Source organism: Streptosporangium sp. NBC_01755 (assembly GCF_035917995.1).
In the GTDB taxonomy this organism is placed as follows: Bacteria; Actinomycetota; Actinomycetes; order Streptosporangiales; family Streptosporangiaceae; genus Streptosporangium.
In genome coordinates this window covers 5,820,122-5,836,211 of record NZ_CP109131.1, presented here as the reverse complement: position 1 = coordinate 5,836,211, position 16,090 = coordinate 5,820,122, and the positions used below count along the sequence as shown (strand labels likewise).

General features: G+C 65.5%; 13 protein-coding genes and 1 pseudogene. 8 read left to right on the top strand and 6 right to left on the bottom strand.

Translation table 11 applies throughout. The features are described 5' to 3' along the window. Positions 1-261 precede the first annotated feature (261 nt). From OG884_RS27825 to OG884_RS27810, 4 genes are all read left to right on the top strand, one after another. Complete coding sequence (locus tag OG884_RS27825) at positions 262-1,503, top strand: hypothetical protein (protein WP_326637702.1); 1,242 nt, start codon at positions 262-264, stop codon at positions 1,501-1,503. A gap of 255 nt (positions 1,504-1,758) precedes the next feature. Then, positions 1,759-2,064 (top strand): hypothetical protein, encoded by a 306-nt coding sequence (locus tag OG884_RS27820; RefSeq protein WP_326637700.1) that lies wholly within the window; start codon positions 1,759-1,761, stop codon positions 2,062-2,064. A 23-nt stretch (positions 2,065-2,087) separates the two neighbouring features. After that, entirely contained in the window at positions 2,088-2,510 is a 423-nt protein-coding gene (locus OG884_RS27815) for a helix-turn-helix domain-containing protein (protein ID WP_326637698.1), read from the top strand. Further along, complete coding sequence (locus OG884_RS27810) at positions 2,510-2,953, top strand: DUF6941 family protein (RefSeq protein WP_326637697.1); 444 nt, start codon at positions 2,510-2,512, stop codon at positions 2,951-2,953. Before OG884_RS27815 ends, OG884_RS27810 begins: the two co-directional genes overlap by 1 nt. 191 nt (positions 2,954-3,144) lie before the next feature. Here the strand turns inward: OG884_RS27810 and OG884_RS27805 are convergent. Then, positions 3,145-3,357, bottom strand: a pseudogene (locus tag OG884_RS27805) (IS701 family transposase); the annotation flags it as partial. Positions 3,358-3,975: 618 nt separating this feature from the next. Here OG884_RS27805 and OG884_RS27800 point away from each other — a divergent pair. The 3 genes from OG884_RS27800 (at position 3,976) to OG884_RS27790 (ending at position 7,513) form a co-directional block, all read left to right on the top strand. Further along, positions 3,976-5,130: a pyridoxal phosphate-dependent aminotransferase gene (locus OG884_RS27800; protein ID WP_326637695.1), complete on the top strand. Its 1,155-nt coding sequence runs from the start codon at positions 3,976-3,978 to the stop codon at positions 5,128-5,130. Continuing rightward, complete coding sequence (locus OG884_RS27795) at positions 5,127-6,008, top strand: PhzF family phenazine biosynthesis protein (protein ID WP_326637693.1); 882 nt, start codon at positions 5,127-5,129, stop codon at positions 6,006-6,008. The genes OG884_RS27800 and OG884_RS27795 overlap by 4 nt, the downstream gene beginning before the upstream one ends. A gap of 92 nt (positions 6,009-6,100) precedes the next feature. Continuing rightward, the gene (locus tag OG884_RS27790) at positions 6,101-7,513 is read left to right on the top strand and encodes an aldehyde dehydrogenase family protein (protein WP_326637692.1); all 1,413 of its coding nucleotides are present in this window, start codon (positions 6,101-6,103) and stop codon (positions 7,511-7,513) included. Positions 7,514-7,623: 110 nt separating this feature from the next. Here OG884_RS27790 and OG884_RS27785 read toward each other — a convergent pair whose 3' ends face one another. From OG884_RS27785 to OG884_RS27775, 3 genes are all read right to left on the bottom strand, one after another. Then, a complete protein-coding gene (locus OG884_RS27785; protein WP_326637691.1) occupies positions 7,624-8,097 on the bottom strand; it encodes a hypothetical protein in 474 nt (157 codons plus the stop codon). A 162-nt stretch (positions 8,098-8,259) separates the two neighbouring features. Next, positions 8,260-8,544, bottom strand: coding sequence for a putative quinol monooxygenase (locus tag OG884_RS27780; protein ID WP_326637689.1), 285 nt, complete (start codon positions 8,542-8,544; stop codon positions 8,260-8,262). A gap of 165 nt (positions 8,545-8,709) precedes the next feature. Then, on the bottom strand, positions 8,710-11,157 hold the full coding sequence (locus OG884_RS27775; RefSeq protein WP_326637688.1) for a lamin tail domain-containing protein: 2,448 nt from the start codon (positions 11,155-11,157) through the stop codon (positions 8,710-8,712). Positions 11,158-11,687: 530 nt separating this feature from the next. Here OG884_RS27775 and OG884_RS27770 point away from each other — a divergent pair. Next, a complete protein-coding gene (locus OG884_RS27770) occupies positions 11,688-12,599 on the top strand; it encodes a helix-turn-helix domain-containing protein (RefSeq protein WP_326637686.1) in 912 nt (303 codons plus the stop codon). Positions 12,600-12,789: 190 nt separating this feature from the next. On the opposite strand, the gene OG884_RS27765 is transcribed toward OG884_RS27770, so the two are convergent. Then, complete coding sequence (locus OG884_RS27765; RefSeq protein ID WP_326637684.1) at positions 12,790-14,376, bottom strand: plasmid pRiA4b ORF-3 family protein; 1,587 nt, start codon at positions 14,374-14,376, stop codon at positions 12,790-12,792. A gap of 630 nt (positions 14,377-15,006) precedes the next feature. Beyond that, positions 15,007-15,960, bottom strand: coding sequence for a hypothetical protein (locus tag OG884_RS27760; protein ID WP_326637682.1), 954 nt, complete (start codon positions 15,958-15,960; stop codon positions 15,007-15,009). Positions 15,961-16,090: the final 130 nt, after the last annotated feature.

Below are 16,090 nucleotides of genomic sequence, written 5' to 3'. Positions count from 1 at the left end.
TTCCGTGCGGCTTCCTTCAACCGGCGCTTGCGACTCGTACGGCTAACGGCGACTGAGTCAAAAAGAGCCAGCCCTTCTCCCTCGAATGTGGCTCTTCACGATCCAGGGGTAGCGTCAGGCACGTCGAGGTCTTCCGAATGGCGAGCGTGGGAACTTCCATCCTGGAAGACTCCGACGTGCCTACCCGCGAACCGCCACCTTCACTACGAAGAGTCCCCATCCATCGCAGGGCTCTCCCTGCCCACGCTTCAGGAGCCAACGATGGACAGCGAGATTCAGCTGATCAGTGACGGCGATGGCCTGGCTGTCATCGGGAGTCCGACGGCTGTCGAACGCTTCCTCGTCTCCGAGGGACTGCCGTCGAAGGACCTGGGGCTGCAACGGCTCACGCCTACCCTCAGTGCCGCGGCTGGAGCCGCACGGGCAGGTTCCGAGATTGCCGCCAACTCGGGGCGCTGGGTAAAGCTGACCAGGGAGTCAGCACAGCTTGTCGACAAGTACGGGCTGAGGACGAGCTCGAAGACGGGTCTCAGCTCAGGTGTGCTGAAGGGGAACAATGGTCAGATCAAGGGATTCGTCGAATTCGCGAAGAGGCCTGGATCGCTTCCGACCAACCCGGCCCTTCTGGCTGGTGCCGCGGGGATCATGGCGCAACTTGCGATGCAACAGGCCATGGACGAGATCACCAACTATCTCGCCACGATCGATGAGAAAGTCGACGACGTGCTCCGCGCCCAGAAGGACGCTGTGTTGGCGGACATGGTCGGAGTGGACTTCGTCATCGAGGAGGCCACGACCGTCCGAGAGCATGTGGGCCGGGTCTCCGAGGTCACATGGTCGAAGGTTCAGGCCACGTCGATGACCATCGCGCGGACCCAGGCGTACGCGTTGCGTCAACTCGACGCACTCGCGGAGAAGGTGGAGCACAAGGCCAAGATCGGTGATCTCGCCAAGACGTCCAAGGAAGCCGAGTCCAAGGTTCAGGAGTGGCTCGCCGTTCTGGCTCGTTGTATCCAGCTGCAGGATGCGATCGCGGTGCTGGAACTCGACCGCGTGCTGGACGCGTCTCCGGAGGAGCTTGACCGGCATCGCCTCGGACTGAGGGCTGCCCGACAGAACCGGCTGGAACGCATCTCACGGAGCACCGAGCATCTGATGGCCCGCATGAATGCGGCCGCCGGCACGGCCAACACCAAAGTGCTGCTGCACCCGACCGCGTCCCGGACTGTGGTGCATTCGAGCAACCATGTCGCGACCGCCGTCGTTGACTTTCAAGGGCGGCTCGGGATCGAGCGCGGTCGGCAGTCATTGGAGGCGAGACGATGGGTGGACGCGGCTGCGGAGGTGAGGGACAAGGTGCTCGAAACAGGAACAGCGGGCGTCGATGCCGCCAGGCGCGTCGGTAACGAGACCCTCGACCGGGCCAGATCGGTGACGGACAAGCTTTCCAGCGGGATTGCCGAGCGAGCGCTCCGTCGGCGCGGGGACGATGAGGAAGGCTGAGTGAGCGGCGGCTGTCAGCCATGTGGGCTCTCCGGTTGGACTGGAGCAGGCGTAGAAACGGTCCCTCACCCAGACCGGGAAGTTCCGCTATTCAGGCGCTTCATGCCGGCGTGCGTCTGGTGCTGGAACTCCTGGTACATGGAGTGGATCGACCGAAGGGTGGCGATCAGATCCGGGATCTGCCCTCGGTGTCGCAGATCCGACACCAGATCCGGATCTCTTCCTCGGTTCTATACCACAGCTTCTGGATCTGATGTGGTCAGCAAGGAGATCCGCGAGGTCTTGCAGGGCAAGCCGCCGAGGCTGGAGCTGGGGAGCCTCATGCAACGCATCGCGGATGGCGCGACGCTTCGACGCGACACCAAGCACCTGGGCAGAGGGCTACACGAGGCTCGGCTCAGCTACGAGACGAACGAGTACCGCCTGTACTACGCCGTCAACCCCCGGGGAGAACATGTCCTTCTCGGCCTCAAGTTCCACATGAAGGGAAGCTCTGGAGCTCAAGACCGAGCCATGGAAGTCGCTCGGGATCGGCTAGCCGAGTGGCGGGGCAGGATATAAGGTGAACCCGATATGAGGAGGTCATGATGGATCAGCACATCGCCGATCTGCTGGGCATCAATCTAGATGACCCTGCCGTGCGCCGGGAGAGCGCTGCCATTGAGCGTGACATGCAGCTGATCGAAGCCCTTGTTACGACGCGCAAGCAGCTCGGCCTCTCTCAGTCGGATGTGGCGAGCCGTATGGGGCGCAGCCAGCCGTCCGTTTCCGACTTCGAGCGCATCGGGGGAGATCCACATCTTTCCACGATTCGCCGGTACGCCCTGGCCGTCGGAGCCGAAGTTCGCCACACGGTCTGCGTGACCACTGCCAAGGAGCCCGCGACTCAGGCGCCTTCCTCACTCATAGTTCGCATGAAGGATGCCGGAGGAGAAACATCGACGGCAGCAGCGCAAAGTGGCACAACAGGCATCATGGCCGTCAATCTTACGCGAAGGAGCGCATAGTGCAGGCGTTCCTTCTACTATGCGATTCCGCTCAACCCGACCCGGTCACCGGAAAAATCCATATGCTTGGCGCAGGATGGTCGGTAACCGGTCCCGTTATTCCAGCCATGACGATTGCCGTCTTCCTTCGACTGTCCTGGAATGAAGCAAGTTCGCCGCACGAATTCAGCCTTTACCTGGTCGACGAGGACGGTAAACCAGTTACGACACCGTCCCCGGAAGGGGGCAGGCCAATTCAGTTCGGTGGGAGTGTCGGCCTGGACAAGGCAGCACAGACGGAAGTCGATGAAGTCCTACAGAAGACGGGCTTGCAAACCAGCTTTACGGTGAGCGTGCCGCCCCCGCCCTTGAATCCAGGCCATCACTACAAATGGATCTTCACCGTGAACGACGAAGAGCTATCCAGCGTTCCTTTCAGCGTACGACCGCTTCCAGAAGACTGATATCGCATCACAGGCCCGCCTACCCCACCCTGACCGCTTGCGGCACCCTGGCATGTTGCACTTCACCGGACATCGACGGCTGACCCGACTCGATTTGTGGTCAACGCCGGGGGAAGTAGGCGCTGAGCAACCTCGCGACGATCAGGGCACCGTGACAGCCTGCCTGAGGTTCCCCCCGTACGACAGCCACCGATGGCGTAAGCGCGTACGTCGTCGCGGACGGCCTCGGCGTCCCGGCGAGTGGTGCGCAGCAGGCGCTGCAGGGCTTGCGGGCCGCGCAGTCCGGCGTGTTCGGCCAGGTTCCAGCAGTTCTTGCGGTCGATGTCGGCCGGCAAACCGCGGACGTAGGCGGTTACGGTACGGCGTGGCTCGATACGGCCGAAGCGGTGTGCGATCCGGTTCATCAGGTCGTTGAAGGTGAACAGCCATCGGTCAGGATCTACGCTGTCGGCCACGGCCATCACGCGATCTTCAGGTGTCTTCACAAACTCTGAATGATCACGTGATGGCCGTCTTCATGTGACCTCAGCCAGGAAGATCGCGAAGTGTCACCGGAGTATTGGCCGGGTCGCGGGAGCACATCACCGACAGCTCCAAGCCGAGGCCTTCAACTCTGATCGTTGTCCGTAATACCTGCCGACCCCTGGGCCAGGTTTGTAGCGCAAGAACCGGCCTACCGGCCTTCCGGGGAAGGCTGCGGTGCACAGTCACGTCACGATGGAGACGCTGGAGCCAACACAGGATTGAGCACAAAATTGCGTGTGCTGACTATCTAGCACATTCCTACTGCTCTAACCGCACGCAATAGGCTGTCTTTCTCCGCCCTGACTCTTGCGGTTGCCATCGCTGCCGCACGACGCTGGCCAGGTAACGACGTACTTGGTGAGGAATGTTGTGGTGAGGGCCTTGTTGCGTAGCCGCACAGAGGTAAGCGTGGACCCATGGATGGCGGTCATGCGGTCGCGAAATCGAATCGCCGCGGCGGCAGGCGCCCCGGTCTGCGCGTGCTGGAGGCCACGTCCATGAGCGTCACGACCGGGAGATTCCCGCACAGCCAGATCATCTCGCTGCTCGACGTCAATCGGCCGCTCAATCTGGCCGAGAGCACATCGCAGGACCTGACGGTCGGCGAACTCCTTGACCTGGCCGACATGGAGGCTATCCGAGGCTTGAAGCTCGGGTACGGCACCTCCGCAGGCTCCCTCGAACTTCGCGAGGCCATCGCCAAGGCGTGCCAAATCCCCGCCGAGCAGGTCCTCACGACACAAGGCACCGGGCACGGGCTCTTCCTGCTGGCGTTCGAGGCCTGCCGGCCGGGCGACGAGGCCGTCCTCACGACACCGTGCTTCCCGCCCAGCCGGGACTCCCTCATCGGCGCCGGAGTCAGCGTGCGCGAGGTCAAACTGTCGTTCGAGCGCGGATACCGGCTTGACCTGGACCAGATCGCAGCGGCCCTGTCGCCCAAGACCGCCATGGTGAGCATCGCCTCTCCGCAGAATCCGAGCGGAGTGCAGACCTCGCGGACCGAGGTCGAAGACCTCCTCGAGCTGATGGAGACACGCTCACCCGAAGCGGTGCTGTTCATCGACGAGACCTACCGGGAGGCGACCTACGGCGACCAGGTGGCCATGGACAGCTTCGCGGCGGTTGATCCTCGCATCATCACCGGGGCGTCGGTCTCCAAGGCGCTTGGTGCACCAGGGCTGCGGACCGGCTGGCTCACCGTGGCCGATCCCGGGCTGCGTTCGCGCCTGATCACGGCCAAGATGAACACCGTGATCTCGGGTGCGGTGCTCGACGAGGCACTTGCGTCCGCGCTCCTGCGCAACCGGGACAGGGTCCTGGCGCGGCGGCGCCCACTACTGGCCGACGCCCTGGAAGAGCTGGCGACGTGGTGCGCCGGCGAACGCCACCGCATCGAGTGGGTGCGCCCGGACACCGGTGCACTGTGCTGCGTGCGCCTTCGAGCGGACGCGTTCAACGAGGCGGCGGTCTCTCGCTTCTGGGAGTTGTTGCCCGAACATGACCTGCAACTGGCATCGGGCACCTGGTTCGGCGAGAGCAGCCGCGTATTCCGGCTGGGCTTCGGCTACCTGCCGCCGCAGAAGCTGACCGCTGCGTTGACGGCTCTCACCACGGTTTTGAACGTTGTCACTGCCGAATCGAAACAGAAATGACAACGGCCTACGGCTACAAAGTGGTCGATGTCTTCACTCACGAACCGTTCCTTGGCAATCCCGTGGCGGTGGTGTTGAATGCCGACGACTTGACCACGGAAGCAATGCAGGACATTGCGAACTGGACCAACCTGTCCGAGACGGCATTCGTGCTCCAACCAACAACGGCGGAAGCAGACTATCGGCTGCGAATTTTCACACCGCGCAGCGAGCTTCCCTTTGCCGGACATCCCACTCTCGGCAGCGCGCACGCCGTCCTGGAAACCGGGCTCATCACTCCTCGACGAGAGGGCAGGTTGACCCAGGAATGCCTCATCGGCCGAGTTGAGCTGTCGGTCACCGAGCAGGACGGGAACCGCTACCTTGCTTTTGCGCTGCCACCGGCCACGATCGAGCCGCTGCCCGCGCCGGACTCCGCTGAGCTGGAACTCATCCTCGGCGGCAAGACGAGCACCAGGTGCGAGCCCGCGATCGTCAACGTCGGCCCCAGGTGGGTGATCGCGGACCTGAGCGACGCCGCAGCGGTACTCGACCTGCGGCCGGACCTCACCAGGCTGGCAGCCTTCGAACGCCGTCTCGGCATCACCGGCGTGACAGTCTTCGGTGCCCGCGACCACGAGGACGCGGCCATTGAGGTACGGACCTTCGCACCATCGTGCGGGGTACCCGAAGACCCTGTCTGTGGCAGTGGAAACGGCAGCGTCGCGGCCTTCCGATGGGAACGGGGGCTACTCCCACCGCAGGGAGTGGAATACGTCGCACACCAGGGCCGCCGCGTCGGTCGTGACGGGCTCGTCCGAGTGAGCGTTGATGCGCACGGAGGCATCCGCGTCGGCGGAGAATGTGTCACCTGCGTGGACGGCTCCCTGCGGGCATAACCCGCGAATGTCTTGGCGAATCCGAATTCTCAACTCTCAACACGCACGGAACTCCGCGCGCGAAGCAACTGATCTGCCAAGGAGTTTCCGCCATGGGAATGCGCCCATCCGATCCGGCTTCCTCGGAATCGATCCTGGTCACGAATCCATTCGATGGCAGCGAAGTCGGATCCGTCCCCTGTATCCATCCCGATGGAGCGCCCGAACTGATCTCCTCCGCACGGAATGGCGCACGGATCTGTCGCAGCCTGTCCCGGCAGGAAAGAGCCGGCATCCTACAGAACTGCGCATCGTTGATCGCCCGGGACGAGGAGGACTTTGCCCGGCTCATCGTCGCAGAAGCCGGAAAGACGATCAGACAAGCACGCAAGGAGGCTCAGCGTTGCGTCACCACGCTGGAGCTGTCGGCCGAGGAGGCCCGCCGCAACGTCGGCGAGCTGGTGCCTTTCCACGCCTACCCAGGCGGCCGGGGCCGACAGGGGTGGTTCACCCGTGAACCGCTGGGGATCATCGCCGCGATCACCCCGTACAATGACCCGCTCAACCTCGCCGCGCACAAGCTCGGGCCCGCGATCGCCGGCGGCAACGCGGTGCTTCTCAAGCCATCGGACCTTACTCCCCTTTCCGCCACCAAACTCGTAGAGTACCTGTACCAAGCCGGACTGCCATCCAGCGTCGTCACCCTCGCGACCGGTGGCCCGGCGTTGGGCGAGGCGCTCGTCTCATCGCGCGACGTCCGGATGGTCTCCTTCACCGGCGGCTTCGCCACCGGCGAGAAGATCGCCCGGACCGCCGGGCTGAAACGACTCGCGATGGATCTCGGCGGGAACGCACCCGTCATCGTCCTGGACGACTGCGACCTCGACGTGGCCGTCGAGTCGTGTGTCTCGGGGTCGTTCTGGGCGTCAGGACAGAACTGCGTCGGCACCCAACGCATTCTGATCCAGTCGTCCATCTACGAGCCGTTCAAGGAGAGGTTCGTAGCGGCCACCGAAGCCCTCACGGTGGGTGATCCGACCTCACCACTCACTGACGTCGGACCGATGATCACAAGACACGCAGCCGATCGAGCCAGAGCAGCGGTTGACGCAGCCCTCCGAGATGGCGCGAGGGTGCTGTGCGGCCACAGACAAGACGGCTCGATCTACGCCCCGACCGTGCTCGAAGGCGTGCGCCTGGACTGCGACCTGTGGCAGCAAGAAGCCTTCAGCCCCGTGGTCCTCCTGCAACCGGTCGACACACTCCAAGAAGCCATTTCACTTGCGAACATGCCCGATTACAGCCTGCACGCAGGCATTTTCACCAATGACCTGAGCGCAGCACTTCGCGCCGCCGACGGGCTCGAAGTCAGCGGCATCATGATCAACGATTCCTCCGACTACCGATTCGACGGTATGCCCTTCGGGGGCTTCAAGTACGGCAGCCTCGGCCGTGAAGGCGTGCGCTTCGCCTACGAGGAGATGACGCAGCCAAAAGTGGTGTGCATCCGGACGGACCACCAATGACAACGGCCAATCTCCACGACCCCTCATCCCCCGTTCACAACCACCCGGGAAGTGCATCTAGCTGAACCCCGCAGTCTTCGATGCGCCGAGCAGCTTGAGACCACCGCACCCTAGGGATCGCAGGGTTGGTCACGAGAGGGGCGACGAGCTTGAAGGACGAGGAAGCTTTCTGGGGCCTGGTGGAGGCGGCCTGGGCGCCGCTGGGAGTGGACGTCAATCAGGCACGACAGGCGCTGACACATCGGATGCCTGCCCCCGACGAGGACCTTCACGGCACGCCGCCGTTTGCCGTGGTCGAAGCCGCTCTGGAGGAGTTCCTGAGCAACCTCGGCTCCCTCAGCGAGGGGTTGTCGGCGGACGAACCGACGGACCTTGATCGGGTGGTCGAGGCCAAGCTCTATGACATCGACCGCGCGGATATCCAAGCGGTCACCGACGGTTCCGATGACGGTTTCCTCTATGCACGCGGCTTCATCGTCGCGCTGGGCCGCGACTTCTACGCCGCGGTGGCCGAGGATCCGAAGAAGGCGGTGCTGGATGCCGAGTGTGAGGAGATGTGTTACTTCTTCGCCCACCTGCACCACGAGCGCTATGGAACTTTCCCGGACACCGGATCGAAAATCTCACGCGAGTCATGTTCGAACCCGGCCGGCCTAGCTGACCCGCCACCCGCGAGGCTCGCGTACGACATGGAGCCGCGCTCCGAAAAACCGAGCGACGCCCGGCTCCTGCCGTCGACGGCCGGATCAGGCGGGGCCGGCTCCGGAGATCTGGTAGCGGGCCACCTCGGCGTCGCGAATCATCGCCGTCTGGTCGTCGCTCGGCCCGGAGGCTCGAAAGGCGTCGAGACTCTCCTCGGACTCCCAGCGCTCGTAGACGTTGATCCGATCGGCTTCGACGAGGTCGGCGCTGAGCGCGAAGTCGAGGCAGCCGACCGAGGCACGCGCCTGCTCGACCACGCCGACGCAGCCCCGCAGATAGGCGTCACGAGCACCGGGATCGACACTGATCCAACCCGAGATGATGATCACGCCGTCACTGTACGACCCGCCACCGACAGAATCGCCATCGCACAAGATCAAGCGATCAGCACTCGACATCCTCACCGCTTTCCTGCCCTCGGTGGTTCGGGCGATGAAATGGGAAAAGCGCCCGTCCCCTTGAAACCGCCCAGGGGGCGGGCGCTTTTTGTGAGGTTACTCGTCTACCACCGGGCTGCCGGGGAGGCAGCGGGTGGGGAGGGGGTCCGCGCTGCAGCCGGTGAGGATGCGGATGATTTGGGGGTCGTGGTCGCTGGCCTGGTCGGAGAATTCGGCGTTGATGTGGACGACGCCGTAGGAGTAGCCCTTGATGGCGGGGCTGATGAGGATGTGGTCGAGGACCTGGGAGTTGCCGTCGAAGATGTAGCTGTAGCGCTGGTCGGCGGGGAGGGTGTCGATCAGGGTCTTGAGGAGGGTGCCGTTGCCGGTGATGGTCTGGATGGCAGGGCTGAACTGGTAGTCGTTGAGGTCGCCAAGGACGACGACCCGGGCCTGGCCGGCGCTCTTGTCGGAGAGGTCCTTGACGAAGTCGTGGACCTCGGTGGCCTGCTTGACGCGCTGGACCTCGGAACTCCGGACCGGGGGCTGCACGGCCGAGGTCAGCGGGGCGTCGCCGCCCTTGGAGTTGAAGTGGTTGGCGACGACGAACAGCTGCTTGTTGCCGTCGTAGAGGAACTCGCCGACGAGCGGCTTGCGGCTGGAGGCCCAGGCGTCGCTGGTCGGGTCGATCCGGCCGGGTGAGACCGACAGGGAGACCTGGTTGCTGGTCGGCCGCTCGCGGACGACAGAGACGGCCGTGTCGGCGTCGCCGCCGGGACGGTCGACGAACGTCACGCGCGCGGGGTTGAACAGGAACACCTGGCGGATGTTGCCGCCGGGCTCGCCGCCGTCGGTGCCGTTGTTCGGGTCGACGGAGCGCCAGTCGTACGTGGGGCCGCCCGCGGCCTGGATCGCCGCGATGAACTTCGCGACGGTCTCGTCGGCCGCGACGACGCCGTTGTTGGTGGCGCCGTTGTTGTCCTGGATCTCCTCCAGGGCGAGGATGTCGGGCTTGCCGAGGTTGGTGACGACCGCCTCTGCCAGCCGCGCGAACTTGGCGGCCGGGTTGGTGGCGGCGAGGTTCTCGACGTTGTAGGTCACGACGGACAGGTCACCCTGCTTCTTCGGCGGGAGCACCTTCTGGCGCTTGAGACCGCCCTCGGTGATCGTGCCGAGCTCGGTGGCCTGCAGGACGTAACCGCCGAACGACTGGTAGTCGAGCGGTCCGGTGGTGCCGGCGGCCAGCGTGGAGCCGACGTTGGCGGCGGGTGCGCCGTTCAGCGAGAGGATCATCAGCCGGCCGCTGTTCGGGTCGTCGTAGCCCTTGTAGACGGAACCGCCGCGCGGGGTCGGGTTCTGGCCCGGCTTGAGCGTCACCCACAGCTCGGAGAACGCCGTGTTGACCGGGCTGATCAGGCGGGTGTCCTCGGCGACGGTGATCCGCATGCCCTCGTGGATCTCAAGCCAGTCCAGCACGTAGGAGGACGGCTCCAGGGGCTGGGCCTCCAGGCTGCCGCTCTTGGTGTAGGCGTCGGGGAAGGCGACCGGGACGGCCGCCGGCAGCGCGTTGCCGCCGGTGAGCCTGATGGTGTTGATCGGGCCGCCGAGCTCGGTGAGGGTCTGCGCGCCGGCGGCCGGGCGGTACTCGGTGACGCGGCCGGTGACCAGGACGGAGTCCCCGATGACGACCGTCGGCGACGTCGATCCGGTGAAGACGAACAGGCCCTCGCTGGTCAGGGGGTCGGCGTCGGCGCTCGGGTCCTGGAACCAGAAACCGCGCGAGTTGCCCGTCACCCGGACGGCGGTGACGATGCCCGGGACGTTCGTGACGCTCTGCCCGACGATCGGGGAGATCCGGCCCGCGCCCTGGATGTCGTGGATGCGGGTGGTGCCGGGGGTCGGGTCGACGGGGCCGCCCGGGTCGCTCGCGCTCACCGTGGTGCCCGCGGAGTTGGTGGCCTTCGGCACGCCGGAGGTGAAGTCGACGGCGTTGTTGTCGGTGTCGGTCAGCGATCCGGAGCGGGCGATGGCCGTGGTGTTGGTGAGCGCGGGGGCGGCGAGCGTCTCGACGTTCGCGGTCGCGCCGTAACCGACCAGGTCCTTGACGTTCGGAGCGGTTGCGCAGGCGGTGCCGCAGCCCACCAGCGAGTACTGGGCCGTGACCAGGGCGACGACGCCGGAGGTGGCCGACATCGGGACCGTGCCAATGGCATCCGGAGTCGGCAGCGAGACGCTGCCGGCGGCGCCCGCGGCCTGCTGGATCAGGTACCTGCCGTGCGCGGGGATGCTCCCGGTCAGACTGGTGACCTGAAAGACGACGCCCGCGGCCGAGGCGTACTGGACGCTCCAGGCCGAGACGTCGATGGCGTTGTCGGTGAGGTTGGCCAGTTCGATGTAGTCGTTCTTGAAGATCGCTCCGGAGTTGCCGCCGCCGCCGTACACAGCGGAGATGACGACGTCGGAGGAGAGGGCGTTCGCGGTGCTGGGCAGTGCTGTCATGGTCGCCGCGACCACCAGCGGCAGACTCGCGGCCGCGATCAGCCGACGTATTCGGGGGGTTGCCACAGACGTTTACTCCTAGATCGATGGGGTCTACCCAGGAGCATGGTGCTACGTATGATCGCTGGAAAAGTAGCGTTATCGCCTATTTGCCTATTTGACGGAAATGTTCATTGACTCTTTCCGCGAGGTGTCAGCGCGATCCGGCCCTGGAAGAACGCCTTCCTGACCTGCCGGCAGCGCCTATGCGCGGGCTGACCAGCACCGAAGAACCTCAGCGAGCAAGAAGGGGTTGACGCGCCACCCCAGCGGCCGGTGAAAGCCGACGCCCACCCGAGCGCCTCGGAGGTTCACGCCATTCCGTTGGGCAGGGGGCCGCCCCTCGCCGAATACCAGTCAGGAGATGGGGCTGAACCGGATCGTGCGCTGAATCCTGTCCGGGCAGGCCAGCGCGGTACGGTGTCGCGATGGGCCTCTTCGGGACCTCGACCTGGCTCGGTGACCGTCAGAGGTTCGCGGCGACCAATGGCCATTGACCCGGGGAACCGCGCAATTCGGCTTGACTCTCCAGTGACTGGAGGGCTGATGCTGCTGTGGTGAACGACCGCGACCGACTGCTCACCATCGGACAGCTCGCTGACCGCACGGGCCTGTCGGTGCGTACGATCCGCTTCTGGTCCGACATCGGTGTCATCCCGCCGACGTGCCGGTCGGCGGGCGGCTTCCGCCTGTACGACATGGAGGCGGTGGCCCGGCTTGACCTGGTGCGAACGCTACGCGAACTGGGACTGGACCTCGACACCGTCCGACAGGTCCTTACCAGGCAGTGCACGGTGGCCGACGTCGCGCGAGCATATGTACGGGCGCTGGACACCCAGATCCGCTCCCTCCATCTGCGCCGGGCAGTGCTGCGGTCGATCGCCCAACAGGAAAGCACGACCGAGGAGATGATGCTCATGCACAAGTTGATCCGCCTGTCCGCTCAGGAACGGCAGCGAATGATCGACGACTTCGTCGACCGCACGTTCGACGGCATCGACCCACAGTCGCCAGGGGCCCACATCGCGACCTCGATGCGCCAGATCCCGGCAGAGCTGCCGGACGACCCCAGCCCGGAGCAGGTGGAGGCCTGGCTGGAGCTCGCCGAACTCGTGGGTGACGCCGGCTTCCAGGAACGCGTACGGCAGATGGCGGTGGCCGGTGCCACACCCGGCGACGAATCCGGGCCGCAGCCGTACGACCCCGCGCTGGTCCTTGAGCACGCCGGGAGAGCGGTGGCCGCCGGCATCAGCCCCGAGTCGGCCGAGGGCAGGGCGATCCTGGATCAGATCGTGGATCCGGCACTGCCCGCCGGAGACCGTGCCCGGGTGGCCGACCATGTGGAGACGTTCACCGACCGCCGGGTGGAGCGTTACTGGCAGCTCGTGGGCGTGCTCAACGGCAGGCCGCCGTTTCCGCCCAGGGTCCCCGCCTTCGAATGGTTCATCGCCGCGCTGCGCGTATCCTGACCCGACCCCGACTTCAGCCGGACCACCCCAGGGGGGCGGGCTCCGTCCCGCCCCCGAGCGATTGCCGAAGATTGGTGGACGTGTCCGGCAACATGGCACCGCTACTGACGATCAAAGGTGAACGTTACCCGAAGGCTATCTATCGCTGCAGGTCAGCGGCATGATCGAGCGTCACGCCGAGCTTTCAGATTCAGTACGCGACTTCGGTCGACTCCAAACGCGCCGCCAGTCGCTTGTTGACGGCGTCCTGATCGAAAGGAACGGGGTCTTCGGGGTATTCGGGATTGTAGTCCTCGATCGGGTTGTCCCCCCTGCCGCCCACGCAGACCGGGCGGGTGACTTCGTCATGGATCTTCTCCAGGACGATCTCGTGCTTCCAGCAGTCACCGAGGTCGTAAATATAGGTGATCTTCGAGCGGAGTGACGGAAGCGCCCGGTTGATCCGGTAGGCGTACTCGTCGCCGCACTCCTCCAGCCCGTGGAAGGGATCGGCGTACCTGCGTTTGGCGGTCTCGAACACGTGCAGGTGATCGTCACCCCAGCCGAACAGGACACGGATCACTTCGTGCAGGTCTCCCAGGGTGAGGTTCTCGGGGACCAGAACGCGCCGCCACAACCCGCCGTACAGAGAGATCTTGAGCTGGTGGGCGGGAATCGGCGGCGGGGTGGGCGGCAGCGCGGCCAGCAGCCCGGCGGCATCGGGATGGCCGCTGTCGCGTACGGCGTCGCGGGCGTCTCCGTCGGCCACGTCACGAAGGATGTACCAGGCGTCGGTCACGCCGTGGCGCTCCAGCGCGGCCAGGGCATGGTCGATCGCGATCCACCACAGGTCCCTCTGCGCGAGGACGGGTCCATCGTCCAGGTCGGCGAGAGCGGACCGGGCATGCGCGCCGAGCACGGGATGCTCGCGCACTTCGCGCCAGAGTGGCAGGGCGTACTCGCCGCGTTCGCCGATCACCTCGACGGCGCTGATCCGTCCGGCAGGGGTGGCGTCCGCGGCGGCCCACAGCAGCTCCCGAAAGGCGTCACGCGTGGAATCGGCCCGGAACGGGTCGATGTCGAGCCAGCGCCACACCGGTTCCCAGATCTCCTCCTCGGGCAGGGCGGCCAGCAAGCGCAGCACCTCAGCGGCGGGCAGGTCCTTGGTGATCGGCGGCGGGACCCGACGGCCGAGTTCGGCCCGCGCGTACTCCCCCAGAGGTGTGAGCGCCATGTGCCGGTCGAGCGCGCCGAAGTCGCGCAGGATCTCGACGATCCGATCAACGGGATGCACCATGACCTCTTCGGCCAGGTAGGGGGCGTACCTGTCCCAGTCACCGCGCTGCACCATCACCTCGGCGATCACCTGGCGCAACGCCTGTCCGAACGGCGGCGGCTCGGTGGCCATCGCGGTGAGCGTCGCCTGGCAGACGATGCGCGAGTCGGCGTCACATGGATCGGTCACCTGCGCCTGGAGCACCCGTTCCAGCGCCACGAACCACGACTGCGGGGTCGGCTCCGCCGGTGTCTCCACTCGTACGGCGCGGCTGCCAGAGATCGTGATGAGTCCGGCGGCCAGTGCGGTCACCCACGGACGATGGACTGCGGCGATGTCGCCGGCCCGCCGGACCTTGGCCGGGCACGGCACACCCAGAGTCTTGGCGGCCTGCGGGACCAGTGCGGGTTTGAGCGCACCACCAGGGGTGACCGCCCGTCCGGCCCCCACCCAGACGGAAAGCGCGCGGGCGGCGGCGAACGCGTCGCAATGACAGATATCAAGAGGGAGCTGCGCCGCCATACGCGTCAGCTTATAAGGCCAAGCCCCGTCCATGATGGGCGTATCCGGCCAGGTGGCGATGTGAACCGCGACGAGTCCACATCTCGCCGGCGACACCTCCGGCCGCGCCGGCGTGCTCCCCGCTGCCGTGCCACTCGACGAAACCGTGCACGCGTAGTATCCGGTCGATCCGTCGGCGCAGCCCCGCACTCGGGTGCGGCAGCGGCGCCGGACTTTTAATCCGTAGGTTCAGGGTTCGAATCTCTGGCGCCCCACCACTTATGACCCGATTTGACCGGGGACTTTGTCCCGGTTTGGGGCCTCGGCGGCGAGGCGAGATCGGCCGTGGTTGCTCGGCGGTTGCTCATTGGCACATCCCGGCGCTGGGTGAAGATCGCTAAGGACGCTCACGTCAAGCCGGACCCATCTGACCACCACGAAGCACTCCCAAAAAGCGGCCTACGAGCTCTGCTCACTCCCGAACGGGCCGTCTAACGGCCAAGTCTTGGTCAATACGCCGAGGTCGGGGGGAACTTCGTCCAGGCTGGCAGCCGCTCATCGGCTGCCCGGCCCGAGGACCCGGTCGTACGGCGGGCCGTTCCCGGCAACGGGCACAACTGCTCCAGCCGGGGCGCCGCCTCTCTCAGCTGACTATGCTCGCACCCGCTCGACCAGCGCCTTGTGGAGGAGGATCTCTTCGAAGGTGGCCCAGCGATATCCGGGACGGATGACGCTCACCGGCGTTCCGGGCTCCGGTGCGCCGACCAGAGGGGCGTGCAGCGCGGGGTCGAAGCCGTATTCCTCGCCCACCGTGCCGATGGGGTGCAGCGCCTGTCCCGCGACGAGGCTTCGCACCCGCTCGACAACGATCTCCGGGGCGGTCCTGCCGATCACCATTTCCTCGATCTCGGCTGCGAGATCGGCAAGCGCGCGCACGACATCGATCTGAAGCTGACGCTTCTGGGCGGTGCGGAGTTCGATCGCCCTGTCGTTCGCGCTCCGCAGGTCCCGTTCCAGACGTTCGCAACGCTCGGCGAGCACCCGTACCCGGTCTTCTGCCGCCTCTGCCAAGTCGGCCGCAGCCTCGTCGTCCTTCCGGATCGGCGCAGGCGTCTCCGGCCCGGTCACATCCTCGCCGACTTCGGTCGGAGGAGCCGTGGGAATCTCCGGAACCGCAGAAACCGCCTCAGGAGCTGTAGAAGGAACCGCAGGAACCACCAGGGAAGCCTCAGGAGCTGTAGAAGCCGGAGTATCCATCACGTCGACTTCAGCCGGAGGAGCGATCATATCCTCAGTCGGACTCGGCTGCGCCCATCTGTATGTGTTTGCCCTGATGCGCACGTCGTCACGCTTGGACAGTTTCGCCTGCACGCTCTTCCACGTTCGGTCCACGACCGCCGGCTCCAGGCCAAGCTCGACGAGAAGCTCCTTGATGGCCGGAGCCTTGAGCCCTTTCCGGCTCTCGCGAAGGAGTTCCAAGACCACGGTGACAGGATCGGAGGTGAACCGCTCGATGAGGACGGGCAGGTTCATCAGGAACTGATGCCGCCGGGTGCCGACGACGGCCAGCAGATTCTCACCGCCGAGCCGTACATTCTCCTCCACCACTCCATCGTCGTCCCACTGGACCTTCGCGAGGGTTCCGGTGCGTGAAAGCACTGCCCCGGCACGGAGTCGCTCATCCGGACCCTGCGGCCTGCGCACCACGACTTCAGTTCGATCCACGATAGTCACT

What these genes read in the sequence shown, in the direction of transcription:
- OG884_RS27795 (WP_326637693.1), top strand. Translation starts at nt 5,127, where the DNA reads ATGACAACGGCCTACGGCTACAAAGTGGTCGATGTCTTCACTCACGAA.
- OG884_RS27815 (WP_326637698.1), top strand. Translation starts at nt 2,088, where the DNA reads ATGATGGATCAGCACATCGCCGATCTGCTGGGCATCAATCTAGATGAC.
- OG884_RS27800 (WP_326637695.1), top strand. Translation starts at nt 3,976, where the DNA reads ATGAGCGTCACGACCGGGAGATTCCCGCACAGCCAGATCATCTCGCTG.
- OG884_RS27765 (WP_326637684.1), bottom strand. Translation starts at nt 14,376, where the DNA reads ATGGCGGCGCAGCTCCCTCTTGATATCTGTCATTGCGACGCGTTCGCC.
- OG884_RS27825 (WP_326637702.1), top strand. Translation starts at nt 262, where the DNA reads ATGGACAGCGAGATTCAGCTGATCAGTGACGGCGATGGCCTGGCTGTC.
- OG884_RS27790 (WP_326637692.1), top strand. Translation starts at nt 6,101, where the DNA reads ATGGGAATGCGCCCATCCGATCCGGCTTCCTCGGAATCGATCCTGGTC.